The sequence below is a fragment of the Vibrio sp. LQ2 genome (genome assembly GCF_023920125.1).
GTDB classification, from domain to species: Bacteria; Pseudomonadota; Gammaproteobacteria; order Enterobacterales; family Vibrionaceae; genus Vibrio; species Vibrio fluvialis.
Window position 1 is genome coordinate 840,460 of the sequence record NZ_CP085308.1, and the last position, 16,478, is coordinate 856,937.

General features: G+C 47.1%; 10 protein-coding genes. 1 reads left to right on the top strand and 9 read right to left on the bottom strand.

Features of this window, described 5'->3' with window-relative positions; all coding sequences use genetic code 11:
* Positions 1 to 5 precede the first annotated feature (5 nt).
* The 9 genes from LGV68_RS04025 to LGV68_RS04065 all read right to left on the bottom strand — a co-directional run bounded on the left by LGV68_RS04025 (position 6) and on the right by LGV68_RS04065 (position 15,353).
* The gene (locus LGV68_RS04025; RefSeq protein ID WP_061056531.1) at positions 6 to 1,922 is read right to left on the bottom strand and encodes an ABC transporter ATP-binding protein; all 1,917 of its coding nucleotides are present in this window, start codon (positions 1,920 to 1,922) and stop codon (positions 6 to 8) included.
* Positions 1,900 to 2,142: a glutaredoxin family protein gene (locus LGV68_RS04030; RefSeq protein WP_075988585.1), complete on the bottom strand. Its 243-nt coding sequence runs from the start codon at positions 2,140 to 2,142 to the stop codon at positions 1,900 to 1,902. The genes LGV68_RS04025 and LGV68_RS04030 overlap by 23 nt, the downstream gene beginning before the upstream one ends.
* Before the next feature lie 12 nt (positions 2,143 to 2,154).
* Positions 2,155 to 4,278, bottom strand: coding sequence for a bifunctional 23S rRNA (guanine(2069)-N(7))-methyltransferase RlmK/23S rRNA (guanine(2445)-N(2))-methyltransferase RlmL (gene rlmKL / locus LGV68_RS04035; protein WP_252536309.1), 2,124 nt, complete (start codon positions 4,276 to 4,278; stop codon positions 2,155 to 2,157).
* Between the two features lie 473 nt (positions 4,279 to 4,751).
* On the bottom strand, positions 4,752 to 5,294 hold the full coding sequence (locus LGV68_RS04040; RefSeq protein ID WP_020432254.1) for a cell division protein ZapC: 543 nt from the start codon (positions 5,292 to 5,294) through the stop codon (positions 4,752 to 4,754).
* A 188-nt stretch (positions 5,295 to 5,482) separates the two neighbouring features.
* A complete protein-coding gene (pyrD, locus tag LGV68_RS04045) occupies positions 5,483 to 6,493 on the bottom strand; it encodes a quinone-dependent dihydroorotate dehydrogenase (RefSeq protein ID WP_020331097.1) in 1,011 nt (336 codons plus the stop codon).
* 73 nt (positions 6,494 to 6,566) lie between these two features.
* The gene (locus LGV68_RS04050) at positions 6,567 to 11,408 is read right to left on the bottom strand and encodes an NAD-glutamate dehydrogenase (RefSeq protein ID WP_252536310.1); all 4,842 of its coding nucleotides are present in this window, start codon (positions 11,406 to 11,408) and stop codon (positions 6,567 to 6,569) included.
* A gap of 187 nt (positions 11,409 to 11,595) precedes the next feature.
* Positions 11,596 to 11,814 (bottom strand): DUF2835 domain-containing protein, encoded by a 219-nt coding sequence (locus LGV68_RS04055; protein ID WP_075988588.1) that lies wholly within the window; start codon positions 11,812 to 11,814, stop codon positions 11,596 to 11,598.
* Between the two features lie 41 nt (positions 11,815 to 11,855).
* The gene (pepN, locus tag LGV68_RS04060) at positions 11,856 to 14,462 is read right to left on the bottom strand and encodes an aminopeptidase N (protein WP_061056535.1); all 2,607 of its coding nucleotides are present in this window, start codon (positions 14,460 to 14,462) and stop codon (positions 11,856 to 11,858) included.
* A 216-nt stretch (positions 14,463 to 14,678) separates the two neighbouring features.
* On the bottom strand, positions 14,679 to 15,353 hold the full coding sequence (locus tag LGV68_RS04065; RefSeq protein WP_020331100.1) for a hypothetical protein: 675 nt from the start codon (positions 15,351 to 15,353) through the stop codon (positions 14,679 to 14,681).
* 281 nt (positions 15,354 to 15,634) lie between these two features.
* On the opposite strand from LGV68_RS04065, the gene LGV68_RS04070 reads away from it, so the two are divergent.
* On the top strand, positions 15,635 to 16,465 hold the full coding sequence (locus LGV68_RS04070; protein WP_020432247.1) for an HDOD domain-containing protein: 831 nt from the start codon (positions 15,635 to 15,637) through the stop codon (positions 16,463 to 16,465).
* Positions 16,466 to 16,478 lie beyond the last annotated feature (13 nt).

Consider the following 16,478-nt stretch of genomic DNA (forward strand, 5'->3'; position numbering starts at 1 on the left):
TTTCATTAACTTTCCTGTTGCATTGCTTCAAGCTCTTCCCAGCGCTCGAATGCAATTTCAAGCTCCTGCTCTGTTGCAGCTAACTTGTCTAAAATGGGTTGTGTTGCTTCTACAGGCTGACCAAAAAAGTCCGGGCTATTCACCTGTTCCTGCAGAGCTTCAATCTCAGCTTCTAATTCTTCGAGTTTGACAGGCAGAGTTTCCAGCTCGCGCTGAAGTTTATAAGATAACTTCTTAGACTTAGCCTTAGAAGACGCGGTTTTGGGAGATTCCTCAACCACTTTCTCTGCTTTGACTACTTTTTCGGCATTACGGGACTGCAGAACCTGCTGACGCTGTTGCTGGGCATCGTGATAGCCTCCAACAAACTCTTCAATGACACCGTCGCCTTCAAATATCCAACTCGATGTTACGGTATTATCAACAAACTCACGGTCGTGGCTTACCAACAATAACGTGCCTTGGTAATTGGCAAGCAAATCTTCCAAAAGTTCCAAGGTTTCGATATCTAAATCGTTAGTTGGTTCATCGAGCACCAATAGGTTGTTCGATTTCAGGAAAATACGCGCTAAAAGCAGACGGTTTTTCTCACCACCAGACAGAGCCTTAACTGGCGTACGAGCGCGTTTGGGAGCAAAAAGGAAATCCTGCAGGTAACTCAGCGCATGACGCTGACGACCTCCAATCGTAACCTCTTGCTTACCATCTGCCAGGTTATCAATGACCGATTTTTCCGGATCCAGCATTTCACGATACTGGTCAAAGTACGCCACTTCCAGTTTGGTTCCGCAATGCAGACGGCCCGAATCCGGTTGAAGCTCACCAAGCAGCAGTTTCAGCAATGTACTCTTACCACAGCCGTTAGGGCCAACCAGCGCGATACGATCGCCACGCATGATGTTAAAGCTGAAATCTTTAACAATAGATTTACCATCGATGGAATACTGCAGATTCTCCGCCTCAAAGACGATCTTGCCTGAACGAGCCGCGTCATCGATTTGCAGATTCACTTTACCTTGCACTTCACGACGCTCGCTACGCTCTTCACGCAGCTTTTTAAGCGCTCGTACGCGGCCTTCATTGCGAGTACGTCGAGCTTTGATTCCCTGACGGATCCAAACCTCTTCCTGAGCCAGTTTCTTATCAAACTCGGCATTCTGCATGTCTTCAACGCGAAGCTGCTCCTCTTTCTCGACCAGATATTTATCGTAGTTGCCCGGGAACGAGTTCAGCTTGCCGCGATCCAAATCAACAATACGCGTCGCCATTGATTTGATAAAGGCACGGTCGTGGGAAATAAAGATGATAGAACCACGGAAATCTTTCAGAAAACCTTCCAGCCACTCAATGGTCGTAACGTCCAGGTGGTTGGTTGGTTCATCCAGCAGCAATACGTCCGGATCACAGACCAAGGCGCGCGCCAGAGCCGCTTTACGCTGCCAGCCACCTGATAAATCCGTCAGTTTCGTATGGCCATCAAGCTTCAGAGCACTCAGAACATTCTTGATTCTGTCTTCGAAACGCCACGCGCCAGCATGCTCAAGTTGTTCTTGAATCGCAGATAAACGCTTTATATTGGCTTCTGTCGGCTCTACCGCCACCAGATCCAACAGATCCTGATAGATCTTCAGTTGCTGACCGACTTCTTTTAGGCCACCAGCGACATAGTCGTAAACGTTACCTTCCTGATCGCGAGGCGGGTCCTGCTCCAGGCGCGAAACGACAACATCCTGCATAACCTGCATTTTGCCATCGTCCATGATGGTTTCACCCGCCAGCACTTTCATCAATGTCGATTTGCCCGCGCCATTGCGGCCAACAAGACAGACGCGTTCATTTTCCTGCAGCGCAAAATCTGCATGGTCCAGCAATGGGTGATCACCAAATGCCAGTAACCCGTTATGGATGGTAATTAATGCCATTATTTTCTAACCATTGAGTTAATTCGTTGATATCAAAAGGCCAATTCAGTTCAGAGTTCTGATAGGAAAGTACAGGGATTGTGACCCCGTAACGAGAAAACAGTTGGTCGTCGAACGCAATGTCGACGACGTTAACCTGTTGAACTAATTTAACTTGTTTAAGCAAGTCATAGGCCATTTCACATAAATGACAGCCTTCCGTGCTGTAGAGAGTTATCACATCCGTGCCCTATTAGTTTTTGTGCGTCACGATCCAGCAGTTGTGAATGTGTTTGTTACGCTCGAAATCGAGAGGCAGTGTCTGAGATGAAATATTCTGAGCCTGAAGACCCAGCGCCTCCATCTGATCCATATCCATCTTGAAGTGACGTTTGTTATTTGAGAACACAATCGTGCCCTCTGGACGCAAAATACGCTTCAGGTTCGTCATCAACTGGATATGGTCGCGCTGAACATCAAAAGACTGTTCCATGCGCTTTGAATTCGAGAACGTCGGTGGGTCAATAAAGATCAAATCATACTGACCAGTCGCCTTCTCTAGCCACTGAAGACAGTCTGCTTGCACGTACTGGTGCTGACGACCCACCTGAGCATTGAGTGCCATATTCTCTTTTGCCCAATCCAGATAGGTTTTAGACATATCCACGGTAGTCGTCGATTTTGCACCGCCACAAGCTGCGTGCACGGTGGCAGAACCGGTGTAAGCAAACAAGTTCAGGAAATCCTGGCCTTTCGCCATTTGGCCCAAGCGGCGACGAGTCAACTTGTGATCTAAAAACAGGCCGGTATCAAGATAATCAAAAAGGTTAACAATCAGTTTTACACCGTATTCTTGGGCATACATGGTTTCTGATTGTTGGCCAAGCTTCTGATATTGAGAGGCCCCTTTCTTCTTCTCACGAACTTTCAGCACGACTTTGTTAGCATCAACACCCGTCACCTGAATGGTCGCGCGAATGATGTCAGTCAGACGGCGTTTTGCCGTCTCTTCAGGAATGCTTTTCGGAGCTGCATATTCCTGAATTACCAGATGATCGAGATAGATGTCGATGGCAACATTGTATTCCGGTAAATCGGCATCATAAATGCGGTAACAATCCAATCCTTCGCGTTTAGCCCATTTACCGATCTTGCCCATGTTTTTCTTTAGACGGTTAGAGAAATCAGGAGCAACCAACGATTCCTGGCGGCCTTCTGTTAGCTCCGATTCTGCTCGAACGGCAATACTGTAGTTCTTTTGGTGACACGGTAACGCACCGTTGTTCAATTTGAACTGCTTTTCAGCACGCATGCGTAAACACGCAAGCAGCTCATCAGAGCTGGAGAAGATGGAAGCTTGGCAACCACCAAACTGCGCCTTCAACTGGGCGCCAAAAGCGGTGTATAGCGCGATGAGACCAGGATGCGTACCTAAACGCTCACCGTATGGCGGGTTACAGATGATCACACCGTTCTCAAAGCCTGTAGGACGCACCAGTTTTGCTGCATCACCGACCGTGAACTCAATCAAATCACTCACACCAGCACGACGCGCGTTATCTTTAGCAACCTGGACCACTCGAGAATCGTTGTCAAAGCCATAAAACTTAGCGTCAACTTTTTTGGCGCCTCTTCTGGCCTGTACATTCGCCTCTGATTTAATGGTCGCCCACAGCTCTTCATCGAAGTCTTCCAGCGCTTGGAAGCCCCACTTCTCGCGCTTCAAACCAGGGGCAATATTAGCCGCCATCATGGCAGCTTCAATCAATAGCGTACCGGAACCGCACATTGGATCGAGCAGAGATTTAGACTCATTCCAACCACTGCGCATAACAATCGCGGCAGCCAGTGTTTCACGCAGTGGCGCTTTCCCCGACTCTGGGCGATAGCCGCGCATGTGTAGGCCACCACCAACCATATCGATGCCTAGAAGTGCTTTGTCATTGTGTAGACGCACATGGATACGAAGATCTGGATGATCTTTACTGACCGACGGGCGTGGTAGATTTTTCTTTTCAAAACAGTCCACTACCGCATCTTTAACTTTCATTGCGCCATATTGGCTATTGCGAATTTCGCGGTTGGTACCATTAAAGTCGACCACAAACTTTTTAGTACTGTGGAAATGATTTACCCAATTGATGGCTGTCGCTGACAGGTACAAATCCATGTCGTTCTGACAGTTAAACTCGGCAACCACACGTACGAATCGAGAAGCAAGGCGGCTCCACAAGCAACAACGGTAAATCTGCTCGTTGGTTGCTTTAAATTTCACCCCTGCCTGTACAGGCTTGGCATCGACAATCCCTAAATTTGTTAATTCTTCGACTAATAGGTTCTCAAGACCGTTTGAGGTAACCGCTAGATACTGATTCATAGTGTTCTTTGACTGGTAAAAATGGCCTCAGATTATAACTGACAATGCGGACCATTCCTAAATCTAAACGAATCATTTCACTAAAAATCCCTACAAATGGCGATTAGTCCAACAGACGTAACTGGCGGGCTTCCTCAGTGAGAGTTTCCGAATCACCTCACCTATTTACAGCACCCAGAGACGAAGTGAGTATTTATTCACCCAGGTTTTGGACTATACCAGACTGATTTTTACACTGTAAATTAGTTACAAAATGACGTAAAACGGGAATAAATAGGTGGAAAGATACGCAACAAGCACCAGAAAGCCTGTCACTTTTGCGCTAAAAAATATTCGATTGTTGATTAAATCTCAGACGTAAGACGCCACTATTCCATCGAAGATGAGAACTTGGACCTAGATTGAAGGCAAAAAAAAATCGGCTTACGCCGATGGGAAATGAAAAAAGGAACGAAAATAACTTAGGGAAAAGATTAACCGACCAAAGCCATTGGCTCTGATACAAGAATATGATTAGCGTTGGCCATGCGATCATGCATCACCTTAATCACCTGACCAAAATCGAGTGACTTAGATCCATTCAGCACAAATGCCTCGAGATCAACCAAAGCGCACAAGCTAGCGTTATCGCCCACTTCAAGCACAATAAAGTATCCTTGGTTGAAACTATTCACGAGACTGACAATGTCACCCTCTTCCGGAGCGACATCCCCGCCCTGATAATCAAAGAACCAACTCTTAGGCTGAACTGGTTTGTGAAAGCGTTTTGCCGCTACACAATACAGCGCCAGCTCAACTCTGCGCGGTTCACTCATATCCAGACAGCTGATTCGTTCTTTGTAGGTTTGGTAGTCAGACGCATCGTCAACAGTGAAGTGATTGTCAGAAAAGGCGCAATCGACTAAAAGGTTGCGGCTGAGATTCGTGCGAAACACCATCTCCTCGCCCAGGTCTAGCATCAAATAGCCTTCGCTATCTGAGTAGTACCAACTCCATTTGTCACTTGGTTTAAGCATTGTTCCGACTCTCAATTTACTTATTATCAAACGATTAGGTAAAACGCTTAAATTACCTTTGCCAACGAATATCTGTAATTCTAAGAACGGAAAATCAAAAAAAAAGAGGAAATGATTATCTCATTCCCTCTGTTTGTCACCTTGTCACTTTTTCTAAATGATCATGAAACTCAATATATTGCGATCATTTATAGATTTTTGACGATGTCACTGACCAGTTTCGGACCGTGGTAGATAAAACCGCTGTATACCTGTACTAACTTCGCGCCAGCCATCAGTTTCTCTTTCGCCGCAACATAAGAGTCAATACCACCGACACCAATGATTGGGATCTCATCACCCAGCTCCTGATACAGACACTTGATCACTTCAGTACTGCGAGATTGTAACGGACGACCACTCAGCCCACCCGCTTCGTTGGCATTTTTCATACCTTCCACCAAAGAGCGATCCAGTGTGGTGTTCGTTGCGATAACACCATCAATCTTATTCTTCAGTAGTGACTGGCAGATCTGTTTGATCTCATCATCGCTAAGATCCGGTGCGATCTTCAGAGCCAACGGTACATACTTGTTATGTTTTTCAGCCAGTTCCGCTTGTCTTTCTTTCAGCGCAGCCAGAAGCTCATCCAGTGCCTCACCGTATTGCAGCGTTCTCAGCCCTGGGGTGTTTGGTGATGAAATATTCACCGCAATGTAACCGGCATATGGATATACCTTATCCATACAAATCAGGTAATCATCCGCACCTTTTTCAATCGGTGTATCTTTGTTCTTACCGATGTTAATCCCGATGATACCGTCGTAGTTCGCCTTCTTAACATTCTCAATCAGGTGATCAACACCTTCATTGTTGAATCCCATGCGGTTGATAATACCTTCTGCTGGGATAAGACGGAAAAGACGCGGTTTGTCATTGCCCGGTTGTGGACGAGGAGTCACCGTCCCTACTTCTACGAAGCCAAAACCCATTGCGCCAAACGCATCGATACATTCACCATTTTTGTCCAGACCAGCGGCCAAACCAACAGGGTTTTTGAATGTGAGTCCCATGCATTCTACAGGACGGTTTGGAAGGTGTTGACGATAGAAGAGATCGAGAGGAGTACCAGTGAAACGTTTGAAGTTTTGAATGGCGAGTTCATGCGCCTTTTCAGCATCCAGTTGAAAAAAGCCAGCTCTGGCTAAGCGGTAAAGCATTGTGCCTCCGAAAGAAAAAAGCCCCGAATAAACGGGGCGTTATTATTGACGTATTTGTCTAACAATTCAATGCTTATTCCGCCGCCTGGCAGTTTAAGTTGAGGAGCATCAATTCCCGCATGGCAACTGAGAACTTCGCGAACTCATGAACCGTACCAACTTTGAACTCGTTCAGAATGTTTTCCCAACGATGCAGAGAGGTTTCGTTGTTTTCGATCCACTCTTCCAGCGCTTTCATGACGTCCAGTTTTTCTGGCTCACATGCACAGTTAAGCACTTGCGCAGTCAGCTGGCGTTGCTGCCAATCCAGATCTTCACGGAATGCCGCACGGGCCAGAGCTTGCCAGTTGTTATCCACAGCCTGGCCATTGATCTGTTTCAGGAACCAGTGCAGTGACAAACGGTCGCCCAAGTTGAAGTACAGCTTCGCTGTTTGTTCAACGGTTTTGCCTTTTTCACGAGATACTGTAGAAATATCCAGTACTGAATACAAGCTAGACAAACGAGCAACATAATTGGCCAGTTCAGCATCGATACCCTGCTCGGTCCATACTTGAGCCATGGCTTTGTGTTCTGCCACTTCATCAGAAACCAACAGTTGATCCAGCTCTTTCGCTATCGCTTTCACATCTGACTGGTAGCAATCGATCAACGTTTGCACTGACTGTTTACCCGGACGGTTGCGCAGGAACCAACGAGACAGACGACGCAGCGTACGACGCACATGGAACATAACGTCATATTGTGCGTTCGCAGTGGCTTTGTTGTCGTGCGTGCGAACCTGTTCCAGAACTGCACCCAAACCGTAGATCTCGCGAGCTGCCGCATAGGCATTAACGATATCGACTGGGTTCGCGCCAGTTTCTTCTTGCAGACGAGTCACGAAGTTACAGCCCATTTCGTTAACCATCTGATTTGCAAGCGCTGTTGCGATGATTTCTTTACGCAGAGGGTGATTCTTCATTTGTTCTGAGAAGTTACGACGTAACTCAGATGGGAAGTATTTCACCAGTTGAGTCGCATGGAATTCATCATTTGCGATGTCATCACACGCCAACTCTTCTTTCAGCACCATCTTACCGTAGGCAACCAGAACAGCCAGTTCGGGACGAGTCAGACCCATACCTTGTTTTTCGCGTTCCAGCAGCGTTTCGTCATCTGGGATATACTCCAGTGCACGATCCAGGTGACCTGCTTTTTCCATGTGGTGGATAAAGCGAATCTGCTCTTTCACCACATCAACACCTTGTTGCTCGGTTACAGAAATCGACTCAGACTGGGTGTAAGCGTCTTCAATAACGATTTCGCCGACTTCGTCTTCCATCGATTCCAGGATAAGGTTGCGTTGTTTAATGGTCATATCACCATTTGCAACCAGGCCATTCAGGAAGATCTTGATGTTCACTTCGTTATCCGAACAGTCTACGCCACCCACGTTATCGACGAAGTCGGTGTTGACTCGGCCACCAGTCAGTGCGTATTCCACACGACCTAGCTGAGTCATACCTAAGTTACCGCCTTCACCGACGATCTTAGCGTTCAACTCACGGCCATCAATACGCAGCGCATCGTTTGCACGGTCACCAACGTCAGTATGGGTTTCAGCCGACGATTTCACATAAGTACCGATACCGCCGTTCCACAGCAGATCCACTTCCATTTTCAGGATCATTTTAATCAGATCGTTTGGCGCTGCCGATGTCTTCTTCGTGCCAAGCATCTTCTGGATCTCAGGGCTCAAAGTGATCGACTTCGACTTACGAGAGAAGATACCACCGCCTTTAGAAATCAGTTTCGCATTGTAATCTTCCCAGCTTGAACGAGGCAGATTGAACAGACGGTTACGCTCTTCCCAACCGCTTGCTGCATCTGGTGTCGGGTCAATAAAGATGTGCAGGTGGTTAAATGCGGCCTGCAGACGAATGTGTTTCGACAACAGCATACCGTTACCAAATACGTCACCAGCCATATCACCGATACCAATCGCGGTGAAATCCGTGGTTTGACAGTCAATACCGATTTCACGGAAGTGGCGCTTCACTGATTCCCAACCACCTTTCGCCGTGATACCCATCGCTTTGTGGTCGTAGCCGTTTGAACCGCCTGATGCAAACGCATCCCCCAACCAGAAGTTATATTCAGCAGAAACCGAGTTAGCCAGATCCGAGAACGTTGCTGTACCTTTATCCGCTGCAACAACCAAGTACGGATCATCTTCATCGTGACGAACAACGTTTTTCGGTGCGATCAGTTCGCCTTCAATGATGTTGTCAGTCACATCCAGCAGCGCACGGATAAAGCGTTTGTAGCAACGTTGGCCTTCGGCAAAGATCTCATCGCGCGTTGTAAACATGTACTGTTTCTTACACACAAAGCCACCTTTCGCACCCACAGGTACGATAACGGTGTTTTTCACTTGTTGCGCTTTAACCAGACCTAAAATCTCTGTACGGAAGTCTTCCTGACGATCCGACCAACGCAGACCACCACGTGCAACTTTACCACCACGCAGGTGCACACCTTCGATATCCGGTGCGTACACGAAGATCTCAAACGCAGGCACTGGTGCTGGAATATCCGGAATCTCGCTCGGCTTCATTTTCAGAGCCAGCCAAGGCTTAGGTTGCTTGTTTTCGTCCAATTGGAAGTAGTTGGTACGCAGGGTTGCTGCGATCATTTCCATGTAACGACGCAGAATACGATCGTCATCCAAGCTTTCCACATGATCCAACTGCTCAGTCAGTTTCGCGACTAGATCAGCCTGACCTTTCTGCGCGCCTTTGAATTTAGGATCAAAGCGACGAACAAATAGTTCCACCAGCCCTTTCGCCAGATCAGGATAATGGTTCAGTGTCTCTTCGATATACTGCTGACTGAATGGGAAACCAACCTGGCGCATGTAACGAGCATATGCACGCAGAATAGAGACTTCACGACCAGTCAGAGATGCGCCCAGTACCAGACGGTTGAATCCGTCATTCTCCAGACCACCATTCCAGATTGCGGCAAACGCTTGTTGGAAACGATCGCGCGCTTCGCGAAGATCCACTTCTTTGTCGCTCTTATGCAGCATTGAGAAATCCAGGATCCAGTATGTCTGGCCGTTAGATTTCACTACTTCGTATGGTGATTCACCAATGACGCGCAGGCCGAGGTTTTCCAGCATCGGCATAACATCCGACAAATGGATAGGCTCATCGCGGTGATACAGTTTCAAGCGAACCGCTTTAGAGTCTTTCTTCTCTTCCTGTGGGCGGTAGAACAACATGCCAAGCTTGTTGTTTTCGTTCAGCGCTTCCAGGCTTTCGATATCAGAAACCGCAGAACCCGGCATCACATCTTCTTTGTAAGAACGAGGGAATGCGTGCAGATACTCTTTAGAAAGCGGTAGACCTTTGCTCTCGCCAAAGTTTGCCACGATCGCTTCAGATAGGCGATCATCCCAAGTTGTTGATGCTTCCATTAGGTTTTGCTCTATTTTCTTAACATCGACGTTCATGTTGTTGTTATCAACACGAACAATGTAATGCGTTCTGGCAAGTGGGCTTTCTGAGAAGTAAGTGGTGAACTCCACTTCTTGCTGACAGCCAAAGTAGTGTTTCAGAATTCGTTGTGTATGGCGGCGCAGTTCGGTGTTGTAACGCTCTTTGGTGACATACACCATGCAGCTGAAGAAGCGACCAAACGGGTCTTTGCGCACAAACAGACGGATCAAATCACGATCCTGCATTTGTACCACGCCCATACCGACTTCCAGCAACTCTTCTTCACGCGCTTGAAGCAGTTCATCACGCGGGTAGTTTTCCAAAATATTATGCAGCGCTTTATAAGCGTATGAGCCAACACGGTAACCGCTGGCTGCCAGAATACGCTCAACTTTCTCGCGGATCAGTGGAATGCTTTCCACGGCCTGGTTGTACACCGCCGAGGTGTAAAGGCCAGTAAAGCGATGCTCACCAATGACCTTACCTGTTTCATCAAACTTCTTAATGCCGATGTAATCGGTGTATGCCGGACGGTGAATACGTGACTGCTTATTGCCTTTTGTCAGGATCAGCAGGAACGGTTTTTTCGCTTCCAGGCGTGCAGAATCCGGGAAGTGGGATAGCTTAACCGTACGAACACGTTTCGCATCGGAAAACAGGCCAAGGCCCGATTCTTCTGTTGGACGCAGCTCGGTATCGCCTTCGACATTCACCAGGTCAAATTCTTTGTAGCCCATGAACGTAAAGTTGTGGTTACCCAACCAGCGCAAGAACTTCAACGTTTCTTCGCAACGATCCGCTTCTACCGGAATACGATCTTTTTGCTTTTCCAGTTGCGCGATCACTTGATCCAACTTGCTCGCCATTGGTTTCCAATCCTGAACCACCAGCGAGGTATCATTCAAAATATCCAGCAACTCATCCTTAAGTGCGGTCATCTCTTCTTTGCTGCTCAGGCGGTCAACTTCCAGATGGAACAGTGACTGCAGCGGACCTTCGCCGTCGTTGATGCTTTTAATTGTGCCATCGGCGTTTCGCGCGATTTGAGTCGGGCCATTGAGCATCAGGTGAGAAGTCAGATCCAAACGGCTCAGAGCCATTTTGATGGAGTCAACAAGGAAAGGACTATCCGGGATAACGATTTCGACGATGGTATGGGTTGATTGCCAACCTTGTTTACTCACCGTTGGGTTAAACACTCGAACTGAGCGCTCTTCCGGTTTCTTCTCGTTGATATGGTGCCACAGGCTGACGACCGCTCCGTATAAGTCGGATTCATTTCGTTCGATCAGATCGTCTTGTGCAACATTACTAAAAAGGTGTTGTGCGAGTTGAGTGACTAGGGGTTGATGAGCAAGCTCAAGTTTGTCTTGAATTAGCTGATACACTTTTTCAAGCAGAACCGGCATTAAACTTTCACGCGCGGTCATAGGCGACTCCAGAGATTAGAATTATGGCTTTGTAGGGTATGGCGTAAGCAAAGAACTTACACTTGGTAATGCAGGACTATTGTAAAAGCTTTATTGACAAAAAGTTAATGATTTTACGGCTGGTAGGAGGTGAAATGTCTGAGAATGTGACTAATGTACCTATTTAAATTACTGCAAAAAACCGAACTCACAGAACTTCTAACTTTAGGAACTTATTGTTTTGGTCAGTAGTTAGGCGAAATCGACCTTTTACTCCAATTTGGCTAAGAAATGGCCGAAATTTTGCTGCCGGCAATTGGAGGCGCAGGCCACATTCTGTTAACACTAATACCGTGCTGGCGGCACCAGAATAGTGTGACAAAAATGCCTGATAAGAAATGTTGAGAGAAAAGAAATAACGGTTCATCGTTTGAAAATGGTGGCACCGAAGTGCCACCTCATCATTTGTTAGTCTTCGAGCGCTTTGGTAACTTTCTCGTACAGATCACGAGCCAGATTATCCATCGCTTTCAACCCTTCCAGTTCTGCTTTGATCATAGCTTGACGCTCTTCATCGTACAGACGGAATTTTAGCAGTGGATCAATCAAGCGTGATGCGACTTGCGGGTTGCTGCTGTTCATCTCACGCAGAATCTCACCGGCAAAACGGTAACCTTCACCACTCTTCGCGTGGAATCGAACCGGGTTCGCACTCAAGAATGAACCAATCAGGCTGCGCGTACGGTTCGGGTTTTTCAGGCTGAACGCTTCATGATTCATTGTCTGCTTGATCACTTCCAACGCATTTTCCGCTGGGTTAGAACCTTGCAGCACAAACCATTTATCCATAACCAAACCATCGTGTTTCCACTTATCGCTGTAATCCGCCATTAGTGATTCACGACATACCAGGCCAGCAGAGTTCGCTGCAGACATTGCCGCGATAGTATCAGTCATGTTGTTGGCTTGCGCATACTGAGTTTTCACCAACTCGTTGCCTTGCTCAGTGTAAGCCAAATAGGCCAGACAAGTGTTGCGCAGTGCACGACGTCCAATCGCCGCATGTTCAATGGTGTACTCTGCTTGCTTTAATGTATGGTAAGTGGCGCTCAACTCATCTTCCAGCTCCGTTGCCAGAATCACTTTGATCGCTTTCAGCACTTGAGCAATTGCATCAACGTCGACACGTTTGTACCAACCCGACACTTCATTGTGGCTTGGAAGCGACAGCATCTCCGCCACAAACGCAGGTTCCAGAACATCGCTCAGCAACACACCGCGGAATGCATCCACTACCGCTTCAGACAATTCCACGGACTTGCCCTGCTGCACGTTGTTGACGTTCGCGCGAATGTATTTCGCCAGCAACATCTGTCCTGCATCCCAACGGGCAAACTCGTTAGTCGCATGCACCATCAGGAAAGTCAGCTCTTCATCACTGTAGTCGTATTCCAGTTTAACTGGCGCAGAGAACTCACGCAGCAGTGAAGGAATTGGTTGCTCAGGAACATTTTCAAACACAAACGTTTGTTTCGCTTCCTTCACGTCCAGTACATTCGCCACCACCTTACCGTGACATTGTAACGGAATGATTTCACCACTCTTTGTATACAGTTCGACATCGAATGGGATGTGCAACGGCTGTTTCTCTTTCTGCTCGTGCGTCGCCTCTGTGTGTTGTTCAATGGTCAGTGCATAAGTTTTCGCTGACGCATCGTACTCACTGCTCACTTTCACCGTTGGTGTGCCCGATTGACTGTACCATAGACGGAATTGTTCCAGTGAAACGCCGGACGCATCTTCCATTGCAGAAACGAAATCTTCACACGTCGCCGCCGTGCCATCGTGACGTTCGAAGTACAGCTTCATGCCCTTCTGGAAGCCCTCTTCACCCAACAAAGTATGCATCATGCGAATCACTTCACTGCCTTTCTCGTAAACGGTCAGGGTGTAGAAGTTATTCATCTCGATCACTTTATCCGGACGGATCGGATGCGACATCGGGCTCGCATCTTCCGCAAACTGCGGACCGCGAATAATGCGTACATTGTTGATTCGGTTTACCGCGCGAGAACCCAGATCCGATGAGAATTCCTGATCACGGAATACGGTTAAACCTTCTTTCAGGCTCAGTTGGAACCAATCACGACAGGTTACTCGGTTACCCGTCCAGTTGTGGAAATATTCGTGTCCGATCACCGCTTCGATACCCAGATAATCGGTATCGGTCGCCGTTTTCTCGTTGGCCAGCACATACTTGGAGTTAAAGATGTTAAGACCTTTATTTTCCATTGCGCCCATGTTGAAGAAATCGACCGCCACAACCATGTAGATATCGAGGTCGTATTCCAGATCGAAACGCTCTTCATCCCACTTCATCGCATTGATCAGCGACGCCATCGCGTGATGCGCACGATCCAGATTGCCTTTGTCGACAAAAATTTCCAGATCAACATTGCGGCCGGATTGGGTTACAAACTTGTCGCGCAGTACATCAAAATCGCCAGCCACTAAGGCAAACAGATACGCTGGTTTTGGATGTGGATCCTGCCATTTTACCCAGTGGCGACCATTTTCCGCTTCGCCCTGTTCAACTTTGTTGCCGTTGCTGAGCAGGAATGGGTATTGTGCTTTATCAGCAATGACTGTGGTGGTGTATTTCGCCAGCACGTCTGGTCTGTCGAGATAATAAGTAATGCGGCGGAAGCCTTCTGCTTCACACTGAGTACAGAATGCACCACCCGACTTGTACAAACCTTCCAGCGCGGTGTTCGCTTCCGGATTGGTTAAAGTAACGATGGTGAGTTCAAAAACTGCCGGTAATGCGCGAATCTCAATGCCCGCTTCCAACAGTGTGTAATCTTGCCAGTCTGCGCCGTTAACTTGCAGCGCTTTTAATTCCAGTCCTTCGCCATCCAAAACTAACGTTGTACTGTCACCTTGCTGCTTAACTTGAGAAACAGCGGTCACTGTTGTCGCTGTGTCATGAAGATCGAAGGTCAGTTCAATGTCGGAAATGGTATGTGAAGGCTCTTTATAATCTTTACGATACTTGGCCTGTGGAGTTTGAGCCATTGTCGGAATCCTTTTGACGTAATGATATGTGACTATTCCCAATTGCTTGGTGATACAGATCTTAGGCTTGTTGGCGCCAATAACAACCCCTGAAAAGAAAAAACGAGGTATTTGCATTAAATACCTCGTTATCTTGCTAGCGAGTAAGAACGGAATAACAGATTTCTCTAATCATCAACGACTAGGCAGTGGTTCAGAAAACTTCTGGCGTTGCTGTTAACGGATACGATCCATCACCGCATACATCGAGCCATCTTCCACTTCCAACGTCAGCTGGTCCTGATTTAGGGTGTAGCGTGTGTCCTGTTCACCATCTTCATACATCAGTACAAGATGATTCCCCTCTGTGTAATAGACTCCACGGTGAATGGCTTCGATACCATTGCTCCCACTGGCCCGGAACAGAAACACAAAATCGGGTTGGAGAATCAGGTCAACACTCTGAATGTTTCCTGAAGAGAGATCATCACCAGACAGCGACGTACTGGACCAAATTCCTGCCAGCGCATTCGACAAAGCTTTAGTGAACGTAACGCCATTGAGATGCAACAAATTATGATTGCCTTTATAGGCATAAACCTGAGGTTCGTCGGAGTTCAGCCCAAGAATAATGGTGTCATTGTTGGCTGCGTACATACCTTCCCAATGATCCACACTGTAGTCTTTCTTTTGTATATCAATAGCAAAGGTATAGTCAGACTCTAAGTTGAGCTTAATCGCCAGAAAATTCTCCCGCGATTCTTCCGGATTAGGATTAATCAGATACCAGTCACCCAATAAAAAAGGTTGGTCAAACTGTGTTAAATCTCTGTTATCAGAATCATTTACGCTAAACGCTGGGCCGGTGGAAACCAAGCTCAGACAAGCGAAAATCATCATTACCCATTTCATCGCGCTTCCCCTCACTTTTTTCTTTAAGCTTAGGCTGACCGTACACATAACGCTAAATTATTTGACATAAATCACAATAACCATTCTTTTCAACGACTTTTTACTGATTTTTCTGTTGATAAATGGGCCTGTCTAAGTGGATATAAAACTTGGTTTTCTTCTCCGTTTTAAACAAAATAAAACGGCCGAACTATTGTTAAAAAAGTGTAACTGTCAATTTTGTCTTATTGAGAAAGGCTGAACTATAGTCAGAAAACCAAATCCTCAAGGAGACAACAAACATGAGTCAGGTGGCACTAATTTCTCGTTTAAACGAACTTCCCCGCATTCAAAGTCTGCTGCACGAATTACTTGAAATGGTGAATCAGGACGATGTCGATTTTCACCAACTCGCCCATAAAATTGAAATGGATCAGGTACTCAGCGCTCGCTTGTTACGTATGGCGAACTCTGCACATTTTGGCGGCAACAAAACCATTGCGACCGTCAATGATGCCTTAATTCGAGTGGGAACGGGGCCAGTCAGAACTCTGGTCGTAGCGTCCGTGCTGTCGAGCGCTTTCCCGCATATCACGACACTGGATATGGAAAAGTATTGGACAGACACCTTTGAAGTGTCGGTGATTTCAAGCAAGCTTGCAGCGGAAGTCGGTATGGACACCAATGAAGTATTCACCACTGGCATTCTGCACAACATCGGCGAGCTGATGATTCATACGCTGGTTCCGGAACAGGCCATGGTTATTAATCAAAGAATTGAGTTAGGAGAAGAGCCTTTCTCTGTTCAGGAAGAGTTATTGGATGTCTCCTCTCCGACCTTGGGTGCACGGCTTGCACGCAGTTGGAAATTTCCGGAAGAGATGGCCGATGCCATTGAACATTTCAACGAGCCGAGAGAGGCCGAGGTATCACCCAAACTGGCAACAATTCTGCACTTTGCGCGATCCATCAACGAACGTTGGGACTCGTTTCAGCAAGAGTTGGATAAAGCGAACTTTCTTGCCGAACATCCGGATTCACGACTACTCAGAATATCGGCCAGTTTCGCGGCAACGATTGATCGTATTCGCGGCAATGGCCGCGATCTCGCGATGCAAATGGTGCATGTCTAATAGAACTCAGCAG